The following is an 18,078-nucleotide window of genomic DNA, read 5'->3' as shown; positions in this document are numbered from 1 at the left end:
CACGATCAAACGCCTGCCGTTCGCCCGGACGGCGGGCCGCTAGGACGCCTGGCGGACGCGCATGTCGGCCAGCCAGACGTCGGCCAGGTCGCTGAGTGGGACGTCGAGGGCCTGGCTGAGGCAGACCACAGTGCCGAACGCCGGTGCGGGAAGGCGACCCGCCTCGATCTTGCGCAGCGTCTCGGGGGAGATGCCGGCTGCCAGGGCCACCTCGACGAGGCTGCGGCCGGCCCGCGCGGCCCGGAGGGCGGCCCCGAGGCGCTGGCCCGCTGCGATCTGTTCGGCGGTGAGTGGTTGGCGAACCATGCCAGCAGGATAGCCCTCCGGAGCATCCCGACCCAGCATGGTATAAAAATACCGCACAGGGAGAGGGAGGCTGTCGTGATCGAGCTCAAGTCCGCCGAGGAGATCGACCGGATGGCGGTGGCCGGCCAGTTCGTCGGCGAACTGCTCGCCGAGCTGAGCGGTGTCGCCACCGTCGGCGTCAACCTGATGGACCTGGAACACCACGCCCGCCGCCGGATCGCCGAACGCGGCGCCGAATCCTGCTACTGGGACTACGCCCCTTCGTTCGGCCGCGGCCCGTTCCGCAACGTGCTGTGCCTGTCGGTCAACGACGCGGTGCTGCACGGTCTGCCGCACGACTACGTTCTGCGGGACGGTGACCTGCTCAGCATCGACATGGCTGCCGGCATCGACGGCTGGGTCGCCGACTCCGCACTCTCCGTCATCGTCGGCACCCCCGACCCGGCCGACCTGAAGCTGATCGAGGCCACCGAGGTCGCACTGGAGGCCGGCATCGCCGCCGCCCAGCCCGGCGGCCGCCTCGGCGACATCTCCGCCGCGATCGGCGAGGTCGCCCACTCCTACGGCTACGGCGTCAACGCCGAGTTCGGCGGCCACGGCATCGGCCGCACCATGCACGAGGCCCCGCACGTACCCAACAACGGCCGTGCCCGCCGGGGCCTGAAACTCCAGCCCGGCCTCACCATCGCCATCGAGCCCTGGTTCTGCCGCTCCACCGACAGAATCAGGTTCGACAAGGACGGCTGGACCATCCGCTCCGCCGACGGCTCCCGCACCGCCCACTCCGAACACACGGTCGCCATCACGGCTGCCGGCCCCCAGGTCCTGACCCGCCGCCCCACCCACGGCAGTACCTCGGCCGGCCCCACCAAGAAGGCCGCCGCAGCCTCCTGACCCCCTGCCCGCCTCGGTGTGACTCGGGGCGTCGCTTCGTCCACGTCAACCGTCCAGCAGACGCTAGGTGTCGGGTCTCAGGACCATGCGGCACGCCCACCGCCGTCGGCCACAGCAAGCGGCGGCTCCGTGAAGCGGCCAGGACGTCGGCGGAACGGCTCACTCAGAGGGCTGACGCTCCGGACAGCCAGCGGGCAGCCGGTTGGCCACCAGGTCCTGGCTCGGCACGATCAGCCTTTCTGACAGACAGACGATCTCGTGTCGGCACCCGTGCTCGTGCATCGAGCCGCGAAGTTCTAACCGCTCCCTACGACAGCCGCATCGCCAGATCCCAGACCGCCCCCAGCCGATCACCACCACTACGATGCCCCCGATATCCCTAGGCCACCTGTCCGGCATCAACTGGAACGGAAACGTCAAGCATCAGCTGGGACTCGGCACGCCAGCAGCCGACGTGTCCTGTCACGGGACTGCTTGACGCTCGCGTCCCACCTGATGCCCGACATGATCCTCAAGAGGGGTCGCGGGGACCCTCACGGTCCGCGACAGGGGCGCGCATCGCGGCATGTGCGCGCATTTCAGGCTGCGAAGCGGTCAATGGCTGTTGCGAGGTCCTGCCCAGTCAGGTTCTGCTGCATGTCGCTGAGGACTCTTGCCACGGCGGGGAGCGCGCGCTGCTGGTTGGTGAGGACAACGCTCACGTAGTCCTTGTCGGGAACCAGTAGCATCGCGGCCCGGTATCCGGGCAGGCGCCCGTTGAGGTACATCTGGCCCGAAGGGCCGAGCGCCCATCCGAGGCCGTATGTCATGGAGTCGTCCGGCGTGGTGCGCGGTCGGCGGATCTCCTGCAGAAGGGCCGGGTCGCCGAGGAGTCCTTCGCCGAGTGCCAGAAGATCCGAGACACACGACCACAAGCCTCCGCTGGGGCGGCGCGAGTGTGGGTAGTCGCTTCGCGGGAGCTCGGTCGGGCCGTCCCACCCGGTGACTGAGTCGCGCGGTGCGTCGAAACCTGTTCGGAAGAGGCGCCAAGGTTCGAGCAGCTTCTTCTTCAACGCGGTCTCGTATGAAGCGCCGTTGAGGGCCGCGAGGATCGCGCCGGCCAGGAAGTAGTTGCCGTTGTAGTAGGACCAGTGGGCCCCGGGCTCTTTTTCGTTCCCGGCGCGTACTACGAGCCGGGCCGCCTCGTTGAGCGCGTGGCGCCCGTCCCCCAGGGTGGCGACGGTGCTCGAGTCCACGGACTCGCGCAGCCCCGAGACCTGCCCGAGGATCTGCTCGACGGTGAGGCTCGTATCCGCTCGCCAGTCAGGCGCGAGGTCTGGCAGCAGCTCGATGGCAGGGGTACTCAGCGGGACGTCGTGCTCTCGCAGTGTCAGAACGAGCGCACCGGAGGTGAAGGTCTTCGTCAACGACGCGATCCGGAAGCACGAATCCGAGGTCACCTGGACCGCCCCGCGAGTAGCCACACTTCTTGTCCCCGCGACGGACAGCCCCGCTACAACGGCCGGAACGCCATGGAGGTTGACCTGCTTGTCGAGCACGTCCTGGAGATTCACGGAAAGGATCCTGCCAGCCGCTGCCAAGCCGCCGCCGGGCGGCCATGAGGACCCGAGCTGTCACCTTGACGCTCGCGTCCCACCTGATGCCCGACATGATCCCCAAGGGAGTCGCGATGCACCTCACGATCCGCGACAGGGGCGCGCACCGCGGCATGATCGCGCGGTCCGAGCGGGTCGGTTAGAACTGTGGCTGGTCAACTGGCCGGCTATCCGGGAGGACCAGGATGCGATGGAGGCCGTGTATCGGGCAGCGATCGCAGCCGGTGACGTTCAATCGTTGCCGTCATTGGCGGCGCTGCGCGCCCGGCAGGGCGACACGGCCGAAGCTCGCGTGTTGTTCACGGCCGCCGGGTCGGTTCCGGTGGGCGGTCACGATGACGGCGGTGCCACGGCGTGTGGTCCGCCGTACCAGCCCGACGTGCTCAGCGTGAACGTCTGGCGGGTGCCGGGGGCGTAGATCACCGCAGCGGTCCCGGAGACGGCACCGTAGGTGCCGGTGGCGAGGAAGCCGAGGGTACGCGGCCCCGGAGACAGGTCGTGTCCGGCGCGGCGGAGGGGTCGGACGGCCGGAAGGCGGTGGCGGGGCCCGCTGGTCGTCGGCGTCGGCCAGCGGGCCCCTGGAGGTGGGAGCGGTACGGCGCTGCTCCGCTCCCACCCCGCGCAGGTGCGATCACCACACGGTGGTGTCCCCTACGTACTCGGGGTCCCGACCGACGTCACGGCGTCGCCAGGGTGAACCGGCGCACCGTCACCGCGCCGCCCAACGACTGGGTGGCGTAGTTGAAGATGCCGAACCGGTATCCCATGAAGAACTGCCAGGCGTTGTTGAGGGTGAGCGCGTTGCCCAGCGGGACGAAGGTGACCCCGTCGGTGCTGTACGAGAACCTCGCCTGCCGCCCCGAGCCGGGCCGGATGTCGGCGTTGGCCCGCAACCAGATCCGTCCGCCGGACACCGGGGCGCCGGCGATCTCGGTTCCCTTGCCGGTGGTGTTCCAGTTGTCGGTGCCCATGGTCAGGCCGTTGGTCATGACCACGCGGGTGGCCCCGTTGTCCCGTTTGACGCCGATCCACGCCGAGGTGTCGCGCAGCATCGCCAACCCGGCCCGGTCGCCGTCACGCATGGTGGAGTAGTCCAACTCGATGGTGCCCGTCGAGGTCGGGCCCTGGATCCGGTGGGTCAGCGTGTTGCGCGCCCGGTAGAGGTCGTCGGTCACCGAGGCGGTCTGCAGGCGCAGCCCGTCGTTCACCGACCACCGGCTGTCGTCCGGGTTGTGGTTCCACTCGTACTGGACGGCGAGGGTGGTGCCGGGGAAGGTGTCGGTGCCGGTGAGCGGCTTGACCGGGCGCGACGGCAGCGGGTTGGGGTAGTTGACGCCCCAGGAGCCGTTGACCGTCTGCACCTGGGGCCAGCCGTCGCTGGTCCAGGTGATGGGGGCCAGCGTCGGCATCCGACCACCGGGGTAGGCGTCGGTGAAGGCCATGTAGTACCAGGCGCCGTTCGGGGTCTGCACGAGCCCGCCCTGGTGTGGCACTCCGCCGCCGGAGATCGGGCCCGGCATGTTGAGCAGCACCTGCCGCTGCTCGTACGGCCCGAACGGGCCGTTGGTGGACTTGAGCACGTACTGGCCGTTCGCGGGGCGGGTGAGCCAGATGTAGTAGGCGCCGTTGCGCTTGTAGAACCGGGCGCCCTCCAGCGTGCCGATGCTCGACGGTGTCTGGTACACCTGCTGGGCCCGCACCTGGGTACGCCCGTCGGCCGACAACTGCGCCACGCTGATCGTGCCGTTGCCGTACGCGACGTACATGGTGTCGTTGTCGTCGATCAGCATCCCGGCGTCGTAGTAGCAGTGGGGGATGGTGGTGTGCCGGCTCCAGGCACCGTCGACGGCGGAGGCGGTGTAGATGTGCGTCTGGGCGAAGTCGATGCAGCCGGCCCAGTAGAAGGTCCGGTTGCTCGGCCGGTAGTTCAGCGTGGATGCCCAGATGCCGTCCACGTACGCGTGGCTGCCGCCGGCCATGTCGTACTTCGTGCCGAAGTCCAGCCGGGGCACCGAGTGCCCGGCGAACTCCCAGTTCACCAGGTCCCACGACCGCAACACCGGGGCGCCGGGCGAGTAGTGCATGGTGGAGGCGGACATGTAGTAGACGCCGCCGACCCGGATGATGTCGACGTCGGCGAAGTCCTGCCAGACGACCGGGTTGGTGAAGGTGCCACCGGGGTTTCCGCCGTCGCCGACGCGGACCAGTTGCCACTGCTGGTGGCTGCCGTCGAAGTCGTCGTACTGCACGACGTTGCCACCGTCGGCGGTCGAGGCGTTCTGCACCTCCACCACCTTGTTCGAGTTCCGGTTGACCAACCGCACGTAACCACCCGCCGAATCGGCTAGCCGGAACTGCTGGTTGGTCCCGTTGCGATCGGCCCACTGCACCACGCTCGCGCCGTTGGCCGTGGAGGCCCCGGAGACGTCCAGCACCTTGCCGGAGTGCCGCGACCTCAACCGGTAGTAGCCGCCACCGGAGTCGACGAACTGCCACTGCTGCCAGTTCCCGTCGTTACGCGACCACTGCGCGATCCGCGCGCCGTCGTTCGTGGCCATGTTGTACAGATCCAACACCTTGCCGCTGTTGCGATTCACCAACACGTACCAGGCATTCGTGTCCACCGTCGCCGCCGACACCGGCGACGGGGACACCGCAACGAACGTGCCGCCGATCAGCACGGCCACCACGACCGCGGCGATGCGGGACAGCCACCCACGCCGCCCTGACACAGCCCAGGTGAGACCACCGCTGGTAAGCATGATCCTCCTTCAGAAGACAACCAGGAGCCGGAGTCGGTCGGTCGAGCCGTCATCAGGCAGCAGACGACCACCAGGTCTGATCCGCAGCGCGTCGTGATCGTCGACAGGTCGGTGCGCCTCTGCCCAGGAGGCGCAGCCCGAACGACCCGCGAGGGTTACGATCTTCGATCCGGCGAGGCCGAGACGGTCCACCGCTCCGCTCCATCGACTGTGAGCGATAACATGCTGGCAGTCAAGGCGTAACCTCGGGCAGAGCCGCCATTTCGTGGAGCGACAGGCCCGCGCCCCGATCCGGCACTCCCGATCACACCGGTCCTGATCTACGGAGAAGCCGCCTCAGTCCGTCATCGCAGGGCAACCTACCGACGCTCCCCCAGCGACATAATCTGTTTCCAATTTACACAGATTGATGTGAGCGATAACATCGCTGCAATCGTCCCCGTCATCGCGAACGGCAGCCCGGCTGGAGCCGACGGGCTGGCAACAGCGGGCGACCGACGCGACCAGAGCATCGTCGCCTCGGCTCCACACGTCGCCGGGCGGCCTCTCGCACCGCAACCTGCCGCGAGCACGGACGGGCACAACCGTCCCCGCCGTACCGATCAGTCACGGCACCGGCTACCGACCGCCGACGCCGGAGCTCCCGAGGAGGAACACGTGTACAGACGCAGGAGATTCTTGACCGCTGCCCTGGGCGTCCTGGCGGTGGCGGCCGCGACCGCCTTCGCCGGCGGTGTCGTCGCGCCGCAACCGGCGCAGGCGCTGAACAACGGCGTCGCCCGCACCCCGCCGATGGGCTGGAACACCTGGAACACCTTCGGCTGCTCCATCAACGAGACGCTCATCCGCCAGATGGCCGACTCGATCGTGACCAGCGGCCTGCGGGACCTCGGGTACAAGTACGTCGTCGTCGACGACTGCTGGTTCAACCCCAACCGGGACGCGCAAGGCAACCTGCAGGCCCACCCCGAGCGGTTCCCGAGCGGGATGAAGGCGCTCGGGGACTACCTGCACGCGCGGGGCTTGCTGTTCGGCCTCTACCAGGCTCCGCTGGATCAGACCTGCGCCCAGTACTTCGATGCCTTCCCGGGCTCCACCGGGAGTCTGGGGCACGAGTACCAGGACGCCCGGCAGTTCGCCGCCTGGGGCGTCGACTACCTGAAGTACGACTGGTGTTCGCCGACCGGGACGATAAACGACCAGGTCGCCCGGTTCGGCATCATGCGCGACGCGCTGGCCGCCACCGGCCGGCCGATCGTCTACAGCATCAACCCGAACAGCATCCACGAGAAGACCGGGCCGCAGCGCAACTGGAGCGACGTGGCGAACCTCTGGCGCACCACCGAGGACATCACCAACGCGTGGAACACCGGCCAGACCAACGGCTACCCGATGGGCATCCAGAACATCGTCAACGTCAACGTGCCGCTGGCCGGTTACGCCGCACCGGGCGGGTTCAACGACCCGGACATGCTGGAGGTCGGCAACGGCGGCATGAGCGACACCGAGATGCGCAGCCACTTCGCGCTCTGGTCGGTGATGGCGGCGCCGCTCATGATGGGCAACGACCTGCGCTCGGCGAACGCGGCGACGTTGGCGATCCTGAAGAACCAGAACCTGGTCGCCATCAACCAGGACCCGCTCGGCCTCCAGGCGGTCCAGGTCTCCAACGACGGTACCCGGCGGATCCTGACCAAGCGGCTGACCAACGGCGACGTCGCCGTCGCCCTGTTCAACCAGGGCAACTCCACCACGACGATCGCCACCACCGCGGCGGCGATCGGCAAGACCGGCAGCTCGTTCACCCTGCGGGACGCGTGGACCAACGCCACCTCCACGACGACCGGGAGCATCTCCGCGAGCGTCCCGGCACACGGCACCGTGGTGTTCCGGGTCAGCGGTGGCGGCACCACCGACCCGCCGCCCCCGACCACGTTCCGGCTGCGCAGCGAGTCGGCAGGGCGTTGCCTCGACGTCGACAACGCCAACACCGCCAACGGCACCGGCACCCTGATCTGGGACTGCCACGGCAACGCCAACCAGCAGATCAGCCAGGACGGCCAGACGCTGCGGATCCTCGGCAAGTGCCTGGACGTCCCGACCAGCGCGGCCAACGGCACCCGGGTGCAGATCTGGGACTGCCACGGCGGCACCAACCAGCAGTGGACGTTGAACAGCAACGGCACGGTCAGCAACGTCCGCTCCCCGTCGCTCTGCCTCGACGTCAACAACGGCGGCACGGCCAGCGGCACGGCGGTGATCCTCTGGTCCTGCCACGGCGACGCGAACCAGCGTTGGAGCCGGGTGTGACCTCCGGTCGCTGACCTCGGCCCGGCCGGGTGGACGGCACGTCCACCCGGCCAGCCCACCGATCAGTGAAAACCGCTCGACAATCTGGGGGTACATCATGGAACAACGAGCTCCGCGCCGGGCCCGAAAGGGATTCCGCCGCATGGTCGCCGCAATCGCGAGCCTTGCCTGCGCAGTCGCTGTGCTGCCGGGTACGGCGCGCGCCGACAACCCGATCGTGCAGAACATCTACACCGCTGACCCGGCGCCGATGGTGCACAACGGCCGGGTGTACGTCTACACCGGGCACGACGAGGACGGCTCCACCTATTTCACGATGCGCGAGTGGCGGGTGTACTCGTCCGCCGACATGGTGAACTGGACGGATCATGGCGTACCCATGAACCTGGCGACCTTCGCCTGGGCGGACGCCAACGCCTGGGCCGGCCAGGTCGTGGCCCGCAACGGGAAGTTCTACTGGTACGTGCCCGTACGCCAGCGCTCGAACGGACAGATGGTCATCGGAGTCGGGGTGGCGGACAGTCCCACCGGTCCCTTCCGCGACGCGCTCGGTCGACCACTCGTCGGCAACGGCGAGATCGACCCGCACGCCTTCATCGACGACGACGGTCAGGCGTACCTGTACTGGGGCAACCCGAACCTGTGGTACGTGCGGCTCAACCCCGACATGATCTCGTTCTCGGGCGGTGCGACCCAGATCCCGCTCACCACCGCCGGGTACGGCACCCGCACCGGCAACCCCAGCCGGCCGACCCTCTACGAGGAAGGCCCCTGGGTCTACAAGCGGAACGGTCTCTACTACAACGTCTTCGCGGCGGAGTGCTGCTCCGAGTTCATCGGCTACTCGACCGCGCCCGGCCCCACGGGACCCTGGACGTACCGCGGGACCATCATGCCCCGACAGGGCAGCAGCTTCACCAACCACGCCGGTGTCATCGACTTCAACGGCGGGTCGTACTTCTTCTACCACAACGGCGCGCTGCCCGGCGGCGGCGGCTACACCCGCTCCGTCGCGGTGGAGCGGTTCACCTACAACTCCAACGGCACCTTTCCCACGATCAACATGACCGCTGCGGGCCCTCCTCAGGTCGGCACGCTGAACCCGTACGTCCGGCAGGAGGCCGAGACGATCGCCTGGGGCTCCGGCATCGAGACCGAGCCGTCCAGCGAGGGCGGCATGAACGTCGGCTGGATCGAGAACGGCGACACCATCAAGGTCAAGGGGGTGGCCTTCGGCGCCGGTGCCGCGTCCTTCACCGCGCGGGTCGCCTCCGCCACGAGCGGAGGTCGCATCGAGGTGCGGCTGGACAGTGCGAGCGGCCCGCTCGTCGGCACCTGCACCGTGGGTGGCACCGGCGGCTGGCAGACCTGGACGAACACCACGTGCGGCGTGAGCGGAGCCACCGGTACGCACGACCTCCACCTGCGCTTCGCCGGCGGCAGCGGCAACCTGTTCAACGTGAACTGGTGGCAGTTCGGCGGCGGCGGCGCCTCGCCGTCGTACCGGATCACCAACCGCAACAGTGGGCAGGTCATCGACGTCCAGCAGCCCAACCTCGACAACCTCGCCGTGATCGGTCAGTGGACCGGCAACGGCTCGACCTGGCAACAGTGGCGCTTCCTCGACGCCGGCAACGGGGCGGTGCGGCTGCAGAGCGTCAACAGCGGCAAGTGCGTCGACGTCCTGAACGCCTCGGTGGCCGACGGTGCCCAGATCGTGCAGTACACGTGCCACGAGGGCCTGAACCAGGTGTTCACCTGGCGATCGACCGGCAGCGGCTACTACGAACTGGTGAACGTCCACAGCAACAAGTGCCTGGGCGTGGTCGGCGGCTCCACCGCTCTCGGCGCCGCGCTCGAGCAGCGTACGTGCACCTCGGCGACCAGCATGCAGTGGTCGCGCGCCTGAACGGACCGACGGTGGGCTGGGTGGTGGCGGTCCCCCGTCACCACCCAGCGCTGACCGGCTGACCGGCTACGCGCGCCGGTGGACCGGATCACGAGCTCGTCGACGACCACGACCGGGCCTTCCACGACACCTGTGCGTGGCGTCCAACCGCGGCCACCGGCGCAGCTACGAGCGCATCGCCGCGCACGACCCGGACGGCGGGGCCGAGGCCATGTTCGCCCACATCACCGAGGCATGGCTGGTCCCGCAGCGGTTCGGGCAAGCCGGCCCGCCTGCAACACTGACCCGGCCAGGAGGCCGGCGCTCAGGATCCTCGCCATCCCGGCCCGACGTCGGCCGACGTCGACCCCCGCATCGCGGGAGCCGGCGCCGCCCGACCCGTCCGCGTCACGAGAACTGCGCGAAGAACCTCCAGATCTCGCCCTTGGTCCAGGTGGTGACACCACTCTCGGCGTACGTCCCGTCCACCGGTCCGGGCATGTGACCGTTGTCGTACGCGGCCCACTGGACCGGGTAGCCGGCCCTGCAGCCGGAGTAGGCGGTCGTGATGTGCGTACGGCTGCCCGGCCCCGGCTCGGGCGGGTTCTGGGCGGTGCACCCGTTGTTCCGGACGAACGTGTCGCGCAACGAACGCCCCTGCGAGATGTTCAGCACGTTGTCCGAGATGCCGTGCAACCCGAAGTACGCGATGGGCTGCGTACCACCGCTACACCCGCTGATCTGTGCGCCGGAGATGACCGCGACCGCCCGGAAGACAGTGGCCCGCGCGCAGGCGAGCGCATAGCTCATGCCGCCGCCCCAACTGAAGCCGAGGGCGAACCGCTGCCTCGGGTTGACGCAGAGGTCACTCTCGATCCGCCTGATCATGTCGTCGACGAAGGTGACGTCCTCACCGCCGGCGTTGCCCCAGCCGTTGCCGAGTCCCTGGGGCGCGACCAGGATCGCGCTGTTGTTCGACTGCTCCTGCTGCCCGTAGTAGGACCAGGCCGTCCCACTGGTGCCGCCCGAGGAGATTTCCTGCATGGTGCCGCCGCGCCAGTGGAACGCGAAGATCAGCCGGTAGGGGTTGTTGCTGTTGTAGTTGACGGGCACCCGCAGGATGAAGGAGCGGCTCTTGCCGTTGCTCTGAATCGTGTGCGTGCCGCTGGACAGCGTCGGGGCCCTACCGCACCCGGTGCCTCCCGGCGGCGGATCGTCGCCGCCCGCGCGGACGAGCTGCCACTGCTGGTTGGCGCCGTTCCAGTCGGCGTACTGCACGATGTTGCCACCGTCGGCGGTGGAGGCACCCTGCACCTCCACGGCCTTGCCGCTGTGCCGGCTGATCAGCCGGACGTGACCCCCGTCAGAGTCCGCGAGCCGAAACTGCTGGTTCGTCGCGTTGGTGTCGGACCACTGCACGATCGCTCCGCCGTCGGCGGTCGACCAGTTGTACACGTCGAGGACCTTGCCGGAGTGCCGGGACTTCAGCCTGTAGTAGCCGCCACCCGAGTCCAGGAACTGCCACTGCTGATTCGCCCCGTCGTTCCGCGTCCACTGGCTGATCCGCGCACCGTCGTTGGTGGCCGAGGCGTAGAGGTCCAGCACCTTGCCGCTGTTCCTGTTCACCAGGACGTACCAGGCGCTGGTGTCCACGGTCGCCGCGGCCGCGGGGGCCGCGTTCACGGCGACCAACGTGCCGGCCGCGATGACCGCCGCAGCCGCTGCGGCCAGCCCTGACCGCCAGCGACGTCTCGATGGAAGGGCGGGACGAGCCGCACCGATGGCACTCATGGTCCACTCCTCTGGTCGGGGTCACCCGCGAGCGGAACGCACGCGGATGGCCTGGTGTGCGTGCCGACGCCCGGCGTCAGCACGGTGTTCGTCGTACGGGCGCGATGCGGCCACCGGCGCACGTCCCTGGCCGGTGGCCCGCCTGCGGTGGCGCGAACGGATGCCGTCCGCGCCACCGAACGGAAGACCAGCTACCCGATACGGATCAGTTGCCACTGCTGGTTGTTGCCGCCCCAGTCGGTGTACTGGACGACGTTCGCCCCGTCGCTGGTGGAAGCGCCCTGCAGTCCGGTCGCTGTCGCCAGCGGATGTCCTGGGATGACGTCCGCATGCCCTGGGGGACGTCATGATCGCGAGGTCGACCAGCGAGGGCTCGCCCGGTGAGCCGCGGCAGAAGTCATCCTCGACATCGAGGGTGAGCGATAACATCGCCGTCGTCAAGCCGTAGCTAATCATCAATATCTGAGCATCTAGAGGCACCCATCCATCAGAGCTGCCCAGCCGCTCGGCCACGCCCGCCTCACGAAATGCTCGCCGAGCCGGATCGGATCGCTACCGAGGGCGCGACCGGCTGCGATCCTGTTATCGCTCACAGATGTCCAACAGGGCTACCCCGGGCTGACGACGGTCGCCGATCACTGGGCCTCGACACCGCCACGTCCACGGCGGCCGACGCCATCTACAACCTGCGGTTCAACCCCATCGAGGACGCGCCGAAGCTCGCCGACCGACCGTCAGACACACCTACACCAGCGCGGCACCAAACCGCGCACCGACCTGCCGCCGCCGGGGCTGACGGGCCGCGATCCGCAGGGAGACGAGCAGCGCGGCGAGGAAAATCGACATCGCGGGCTGCGCCCGAGGCACGACCCGGGTGGTGACGGCGCCCGTACGCCGTCGGCGCGAGCGTCTCTCAGGCCGCGTAGTCGACGGCATGCCAGCAACCATCGCGCATACCGTGTGGTCCCCACCTGGTCCCCGGACGCTGACACCCTGAGCGACCGCAGCACGCGGTTTAGGAAGTGTGGACAAGGGCGGAAGTCGCCTTGATCCAGAGAGCGAACGATTCGGCAGGCATCCCGGCTGGACGCTTGAGACTTGACCACCGGTGAAGGAGCGCTATCAGACGGCGCACTTGACCGGCGTGGTCCCCAGAAAGCCGGAAAGCTGGCCCGATGCTTCGGACCAGCCCTCTGACCTGCTGTTTCACCTTGTCGGGACGGCCGGATTCGAACCGACGACCCCTTGACCCCCAGTCAAGTGCGCTACCAAGCTGCGCCACGTCCCGATGCCCCCGCCGGGTTCTCCCCGCGGCAGCCGGTACAGCTTAGCGCAGGATCATCCCGTTCCCCGCATCGGCCCCTCCCGTACCGCCGGCGCGCCGACCACCTCACCACCCGTACAGCGTCCTAGGAGGATAGGTGGGATGAGGGGACGAAAAATGCCGGGTGGGAGGTGTGCTCCCACCCGGCATCGTCGGGCCGGGGTCAGCCGTGGGCCTTGCCGCGGCCGCCGGGGCCGAGCTTCTTGCGGGGGCGTACCGAGATCTCGATCGGGCTGCCCTCGAAGCCGAACTCCTCGCGCAGCTTGCGCTCAACGAAGCGCTGGTAGCCCGCGTCCAGCGGAGCGGTGGTGAACAGCACGAAGCGCGGCGGGGCCACGCCCGCCTGGGTGGCGAAGAGGATCTTCGGCGCCCGGCCGCCGCGCACCGGGTGCGGGGTGGCCTGCACCAGCGCGGTCAGCCACGAGTTGAGCTGCGCGGTCGGCACCCGGGTTTCCCAGCTCGCCAGGGCCTTGCGCAGCGCCGGCGCGAGCTTGTCCACCGCCCGGCCCGTCCGCGCCGACAGGTTGAGTCGGATCGCCCACGGGATGCGGCGCAGCTCGCGCTCGATCTCCTTGTCCAGGTAGTACCGGCGGTCGCCGTCGACCAGGTCCCACTTGTTGAAGGCGATCACCAGCGCCCGCCCGGTCTCGGTGACCATGGACAGGATCCGCTGGTCCTGCTCGCTGATGACCTCGCTGGCGTCGAGCAGCACCACGGCCACCTCGGCGGCCTCGATCGCCGAGGCGGTGCGCAGGCTGGCGTAGTACTCGGTGCCGCTGGCCTTGCCCACCCGCTTGCGCAGGCCCGCCGTGTCGACCAGCTGCCAGGTCTCGCCGCCGATCTCGACGAGGCTGTCGACCGGGTCCACGGTGGTGCCGGCGACCGAGTCGACGACGGCCCGCTCCTCCCCCGAGAAACGGTTCAGCAGGCTGGACTTGCCGACGTTCGGCCGGCCGACGAGGGCCACCCGGCGCGGCCCGCGCGGGCGGTTCTCGACGATCTTCGGGGCCTCCGGCAGCGCGTCCATGATGGCGTCGAGCAGCTCGCCCGAGCCGCGGCCGTGCAGCGCCGAGACCGGGTACGGCTCGCCGAGGCCGAGTGACCACAGCGAGGTGGCCTCCATCTCGATGGAGGTGTTGTCGGCCTTGTTGGCGACCAGGATCACCGGCTTGGCGCTGCGGCGCAGCATCCGCACCGCCGCCTCGTCCACATCGGTCGAGCCGACCATCGCGTCCACGACGAACAGCACCACGTCGGCGGTGGCGACCGCCGCCTCGGCCTGCGCCGCGATCGCGGCCGCCCGGTCCTTGGCGTCGGGCTCCCACCCGCCGGTGTCCACCACGGTGAACTGCCGGCCGGCCCACTGCGCGTCGTACGGGACGCGGTCCCGGGTCACCCCGGGGATGTCCTCGACGACCGCCTGCCGGCGGCCGATGATGCGGTTGACCAGGGTCGACTTGCCCACGTTGGGACGGCCGACCACGGCCACGACCGGCTGCGGGCCGGTCGGTTCCTCCGCGTCGAGATCCGGTTCCCGCAGCTCCACCCAACCGTCGGCGTCGGTCATGCCACTCCCCGTTCGGTCAGCAGGCCGCGCAGCCGCTCGACGACCTCGTCGATGCCCAGCTCGGTCGTGTCCAGCACCACGGCGTCGGCGGCCTGGGTCAGCGGGTCGGCCTTGCGGGTCGAGTCGAGCCGGTCCCGCCGGGCCAGGTCGGCGGCGGTGGCCGCCACGTCGGTGGCGTCCTCGGCGCTACGCCGGGCGGCCCGGGCCTCCTCGGAGGCGGTGAGGTAGACCTTCAGGTCGGCGTCCGGCGCCACCACGGACCCGATGTCGCGGCCCTCGACCACGATGCGGCCGGCGTTCGCGATCATCTCGCGCTGCCGGGTTACCAGCAGCGCGCGCACGGCCGGCACGGCGGCCACGGCGGAGACCGCCCCGGTCACCTCCGGGCCGCGGATCTCGGCGTCGACGTTCACGCCGTCGGCGGTCACGCCGTACCCCTTCGGGTCGGTGCCGATGCGCAGGTCCACCTCGCCGGCGACCTTGGCCACCGACTCGGCGTCGGCCAGGTCGACGCCGGAGCGCAGCACCGCCCAGGTGATGGCCCGGTACATGGCACCGGTGTCCAGGTAGCGGGCACCGAGGCCGACGGCGAGCCGCCGGGAGACGGTGGACTTACCCGAACCGGACGGCCCGTCCACAGCGACCACGCAGCGCCCGGCCCGTACGTTTTCCTCCACCGTTGTCCTCCTCAGCCCGTACCTCACGAGACGCCCATCGCGTCCCGCGAGCGGTTGTCCAAACGTTCTCAATGATGCCCGGCGCCGCGCGGGGTCGCCGCCGGCCGCCGGGCCGTCACGGAGCCTACCGGCAGCCGTACCCCCGAACCCGGCGGTCAGTCACCCACGGCCTTGAACAGGGCGGCGACCTCCGCGTTGGTCAGCCGCCGGGTGCGCCCGGCGCGCAGGTCGCCCAGCCGGATCGGCCCGATGGCGGTACGCACCAGCCGGCTCACCGGGTGGCCGACCTCGGCGAGCAGCCGCCGGACGATGTGCTTGCGCCCCTCGTGCAGGGTCAGCTCCACCTGGGCGGTCCGTCCCAGCGTGTCCACCACCCGGAAGGAGTCGACCTTCGCGGGGCCGTCCTCCAGCTCCACGCCGGCCGTCAGCCGCTTGCCGAGGTTGCGCGGGACCGGCCCGGACACCTCGCAGAGATAGGTCTTCTGCACCCCGTACGACGGGTGCATGAGCTTGTGCGCGAGGGTGCCGTCGTTGGTGAGCAGCAGCAGACCCTCGCTGTCGGCGTCGAGCCGGCCGACGTGGTAGACCCGCTGCTCCACCCGGTTGCCGAGGAAGTCGGCGAGCGCGGTGCGCCCCTTCTCGTCCGCCATCGTGGAGACGACCCCGCGGGGCTTGTTCATGGCCAGGTAGACCAGGCGGGTGTCGGCGACGAGGCGCTCGCCGTCGACGTGGATGACGGCGGTGGCCGGGTCGACCTTGTCGCCGAGCTGGGCGACCCGCCCGTTGACGGTGACCCGGCGGCGGAAGATCAGGTCCTCGCAGGCGCGCCGGGAGCCGACGCCGGCGGCGGCCAGCACCTTCTGGAGGCGCTCGGCCCCCTCGAAGACAGGCGCGTCGGGGCGGGGTGTGCGGTCATCGCGTGGCATCGGCAAGCTCTTCTACGTCGTCGGGAAGGAACGGGGCCAGCGGCGGGAGGTCGTCGACGCTGTTCAGCCCGAGCTTCTCCAGGAACATCGTGGTGGTCCGGTAGAGGAACGCCCCGCTGTCCGGTTCGGCGCCGCACTCCTCCACCAGCCCGCGGGAGACCAGGGTACGGATCACCCCGTCGCAGTTGACACCCCGGATGGCGGAGATCCGCGACCGGGTGACCGGCTGCTTGTAGGCGACCACGGCGAGTGTCTCCAGCGCGGCCTGGGTCAGCCGCACGGACTGCCCGTCAAGCACGAACCGTTCCACGTAGGTCGCGTATTCCGGCCGGGTGTAGAGACGCCAGCCACCCGCCGCCCGGCGCAGCTCGAAGCCGTGCCCGGCGGCGGTGTAGCCCGCGGCGATCTCGTCCAGCATCGGGCCGATCCGCTCGGCGGGCTGCTCCAGCACCTGGGCGAGGGTCAGCTCGCTGACCGGCTCGTCCACCACCAGCAGGATCGCCTCCAGCGCGCCACGCAGCTCCGCGTCGTCCAGTTCCGGCGCGGGCTCGGGCGCCTGCGTCGCCCGCCGCCGGGCCCTCGACGCCTTCTCCGGTACGCCGCCACCCGCGCCCTCCCCCGCCGGCACCCGCGCCACGCCCCCGGCCGGCACGTCCCCGACCGCCGGCCCGGCCGCCACCCGCCCGGCCGCCGCAGGCCCCTCGGAGATCTTGGTAGCTTTCGGCCCCTCTGGGGGCGACAACCCACCAAGATCTCCGGCACCACCTTCGACGGCGCCGAGGGCGGCCTCGACGACGGTGTCGGTGTCAGGATCGGCGACGGTGTCGGTGTCGGTGTCGGCGTCGGCGACAGCATCAGTGCCGGGGGCGGCCTCGGCGTCGCTGTCGGTTCCGGAGACGGCGCCGGGGGTGGTGGTGGCGGGGGGCGTGGGGCGTTGCCAGGGCGGCACCCAGGCGGCCGCCTGGTCGGCCAGGGAGTCCCGACGCTCGTCGCTGCTCATCCCGCTGTTCCTTCCTCGTTCCCGTCCGGTCGCCCCGCCGCTCCCGACGGCTCGGCCTGGGTGCCGGCGGCCGGAGCACCACCGGCCGGATCCTCGGCGGGCGCCCCGGTCGTGGCGGGGCTCACCGCCGGTTCGGCGGGGGTGCCGGCGTACTCGTCGATGTGCAGATCCGGGCCACCGTCGGCGGGGCCGGTCCAGCGTACGGTCAGCTCCTCCAGCGCCTGCTCCTGAACGAAGGCGACGAGCCCCTCCCGGTAGAGCTCCAGCAGGGCCAGGAACCGGGCCACCACCTCGAGGGTGACGTCGCAGTCGGCGCAGAGCAGCGAGAAGGTGGCCGTGCCGGCCCGGCGCAGCCGCTCGGTGAGGATCGCCGCGTGCTCGCGGACGCTGACCCGGACCATGTGCACGTGGGCGATGGAGACCTCGGGCGTCGGCTTCGGGGTCATCGCCTTGACGGCCAACCTGAGCAGCCGCTCCGGGCCGATGCCGAGCACCAGGTCGGGCAGCGCCTCGGCGTACCGGGGCTCCAGGGTGACGGCGCGGGGATAGCGCCGGCCGCCGACCTCCTCCAGCGCGGCGATGTGCGCCGCCGCCTCCTTGTACGCCTTGTACTGCAACAGCCGGGCGAAGAGCAGGTCCCGCGCCTCCAGCAGGGCGAGGTCCTCCTCGTCCTCGACGTCGGCGGCGGGCAGCAGCCGGGCCGCCTTCAGGTCGAGCAGGGTGGCCGCGATCAGCAGGAACTCGCTGGTCTCGTCGAGGTCCCACTGGTCGCCCATGGCCCGGATGTAGGCGATGAACTCGTCGGTGACCTTGTGCAGCGCCACCTCGGTGACATCGAGCTTGTGCTTGCTGATGAGTTGCAGCAGCAGGTCGAACGGGCCGGTGAAGTTGGACAGCCGGACGGTGAAGCCGCCGCCGGGCTCCGCCGCCTCGGGCACGCCGGCCGGATCGGTCGGCACCTCGGCGGCGGCCTCGGCGGCCCGCACGGGCGGCTGCTCCGGCGTCGTGGGCGGATCGAGGGGCGGCGCGGTCACCGGA

Annotated in this window: 12 protein-coding genes, 1 tRNA gene and 1 pseudogene; 3 read left to right on the top strand and 11 right to left on the bottom strand. The window is 70.0% G+C overall.

The genetic code is table 11. The annotated features are described in order from the left end of the window. Positions 1-39 precede the first annotated feature (39 nt). On the bottom strand, positions 40-306 hold the full coding sequence (locus tag ACGF7U_RS29080) for a helix-turn-helix transcriptional regulator (RefSeq protein ID WP_334523967.1): 267 nt from the start codon (positions 304-306) through the stop codon (positions 40-42). 75 nt (positions 307-381) lie between these two features. Here ACGF7U_RS29080 and map point away from each other — a divergent pair, with 75 nt between their 5' ends. Continuing rightward, positions 382-1,200: a type I methionyl aminopeptidase gene (map, locus tag ACGF7U_RS29075; protein ID WP_393112065.1), complete on the top strand. Its 819-nt coding sequence runs from the start codon at positions 382-384 to the stop codon at positions 1,198-1,200. A 578-nt stretch (positions 1,201-1,778) separates the two neighbouring features. On the opposite strand, the gene ACGF7U_RS29070 is transcribed toward map, so the two are convergent. After that, complete coding sequence (locus ACGF7U_RS29070; protein ID WP_393112063.1) at positions 1,779-2,753, bottom strand: serine hydrolase domain-containing protein; 975 nt, start codon at positions 2,751-2,753, stop codon at positions 1,779-1,781. 719 nt (positions 2,754-3,472) lie between these two features. Then, positions 3,473-5,557: an RICIN domain-containing protein gene (locus ACGF7U_RS29065; RefSeq protein ID WP_393112061.1), complete on the bottom strand. Its 2,085-nt coding sequence runs from the start codon at positions 5,555-5,557 to the stop codon at positions 3,473-3,475. Positions 5,558-6,349: 792 nt separating this feature from the next. Between ACGF7U_RS29065 and ACGF7U_RS29060 the strand changes: the two genes are divergently transcribed. Together ACGF7U_RS29060 and ACGF7U_RS29055 are read left to right on the top strand one after the other, a co-directional pair. Further along, a complete protein-coding gene (locus ACGF7U_RS29060) occupies positions 6,350-7,867 on the top strand; it encodes a glycoside hydrolase family 27 protein (RefSeq protein WP_393112138.1) in 1,518 nt (505 codons plus the stop codon). 142 nt (positions 7,868-8,009) lie between these two features. Next, a complete protein-coding gene (locus tag ACGF7U_RS29055; protein WP_393112059.1) occupies positions 8,010-9,776 on the top strand; it encodes a family 43 glycosylhydrolase in 1,767 nt (588 codons plus the stop codon). A gap of 387 nt (positions 9,777-10,163) precedes the next feature. Here the strand turns inward: ACGF7U_RS29055 and ACGF7U_RS29050 are convergent, their stop codons facing one another. The 8 genes and pseudogenes from ACGF7U_RS29050 to ACGF7U_RS29015 form a co-directional block, all read right to left on the bottom strand. Continuing rightward, the gene (locus ACGF7U_RS29050; protein WP_393112057.1) at positions 10,164-11,546 is read right to left on the bottom strand and encodes an RICIN domain-containing protein; all 1,383 of its coding nucleotides are present in this window, start codon (positions 11,544-11,546) and stop codon (positions 10,164-10,166) included. A gap of 194 nt (positions 11,547-11,740) precedes the next feature. After that, positions 11,741-11,833, bottom strand: a pseudogene (locus ACGF7U_RS29045) (RICIN domain-containing protein); the annotation flags it as partial. A 927-nt stretch (positions 11,834-12,760) separates the two neighbouring features. After that, a tRNA-Pro gene (locus tag ACGF7U_RS29040) sits at positions 12,761-12,834 on the bottom strand. Between the two features lie 199 nt (positions 12,835-13,033). Next, on the bottom strand, positions 13,034-14,437 hold the full coding sequence (gene der / locus ACGF7U_RS29035; RefSeq protein WP_393112055.1) for a ribosome biogenesis GTPase Der: 1,404 nt from the start codon (positions 14,435-14,437) through the stop codon (positions 13,034-13,036). Next, positions 14,434-15,114: a (d)CMP kinase gene (gene cmk / locus ACGF7U_RS29030; RefSeq protein WP_393112053.1), complete on the bottom strand. Its 681-nt coding sequence runs from the start codon at positions 15,112-15,114 to the stop codon at positions 14,434-14,436. The genes der and cmk overlap by 4 nt, the downstream gene beginning before the upstream one ends. A 155-nt stretch (positions 15,115-15,269) precedes the next feature. Then, positions 15,270-16,040 carry a pseudouridine synthase gene (locus ACGF7U_RS29025; RefSeq protein WP_393112051.1) on the bottom strand — a complete coding sequence of 257 codons (771 nt, stop codon included), beginning with the start codon at positions 16,038-16,040 and terminating at the stop codon, positions 15,270-15,272. Further along, entirely contained in the window at positions 16,027-17,040 is a 1,014-nt protein-coding gene (gene scpB / locus ACGF7U_RS29020) for an SMC-Scp complex subunit ScpB (RefSeq protein WP_393112049.1), read from the bottom strand. Before scpB ends, ACGF7U_RS29025 begins: the two co-directional genes overlap by 14 nt. Further along, complete coding sequence (locus ACGF7U_RS29015; RefSeq protein ID WP_393112047.1) at positions 17,037-18,074, bottom strand: segregation and condensation protein A; 1,038 nt, start codon at positions 18,072-18,074, stop codon at positions 17,037-17,039. The genes scpB and ACGF7U_RS29015 overlap by 4 nt, the downstream gene beginning before the upstream one ends. Positions 18,075-18,078 lie beyond the last annotated feature (4 nt).

This window comes from Micromonospora sp. NPDC047670 (assembly GCF_043204915.1).
Classification (GTDB): Bacteria; Actinomycetota; Actinomycetes; order Mycobacteriales; family Micromonosporaceae; genus Micromonospora.
This window is presented reverse-complemented; position numbering and strand designations above follow the sequence as displayed.

What these genes read in the sequence shown, in the direction of transcription:
- ACGF7U_RS29080 (WP_334523967.1), bottom strand. Translation starts at nt 306, where the DNA reads ATGGTTCGCCAACCACTCACCGCCGAACAGATCGCAGCGGGCCAGCGC.
- ACGF7U_RS29065 (WP_393112061.1), bottom strand. Translation starts at nt 5,557, where the DNA reads ATGCTTACCAGCGGTGGTCTCACCTGGGCTGTGTCAGGGCGGCGTGGG.
- ACGF7U_RS29060 (WP_393112138.1), top strand. Translation starts at nt 6,350, where the DNA reads ATGGGCTGGAACACCTGGAACACCTTCGGCTGCTCCATCAACGAGACG.
- ACGF7U_RS29055 (WP_393112059.1), top strand. Translation starts at nt 8,010, where the DNA reads ATGGTCGCCGCAATCGCGAGCCTTGCCTGCGCAGTCGCTGTGCTGCCG.
- ACGF7U_RS29050 (WP_393112057.1), bottom strand. Translation starts at nt 11,546, where the DNA reads ATGAGTGCCATCGGTGCGGCTCGTCCCGCCCTTCCATCGAGACGTCGC.
- der (WP_393112055.1), bottom strand. Translation starts at nt 14,437, where the DNA reads ATGACCGACGCCGACGGTTGGGTGGAGCTGCGGGAACCGGATCTCGAC.
- ACGF7U_RS29025 (WP_393112051.1), bottom strand. Translation starts at nt 16,040, where the DNA reads ATGCCACGCGATGACCGCACACCCCGCCCCGACGCGCCTGTCTTCGAG.
- scpB (WP_393112049.1), bottom strand. Translation starts at nt 17,040, where the DNA reads ATGAGCAGCGACGAGCGTCGGGACTCCCTGGCCGACCAGGCGGCCGCC.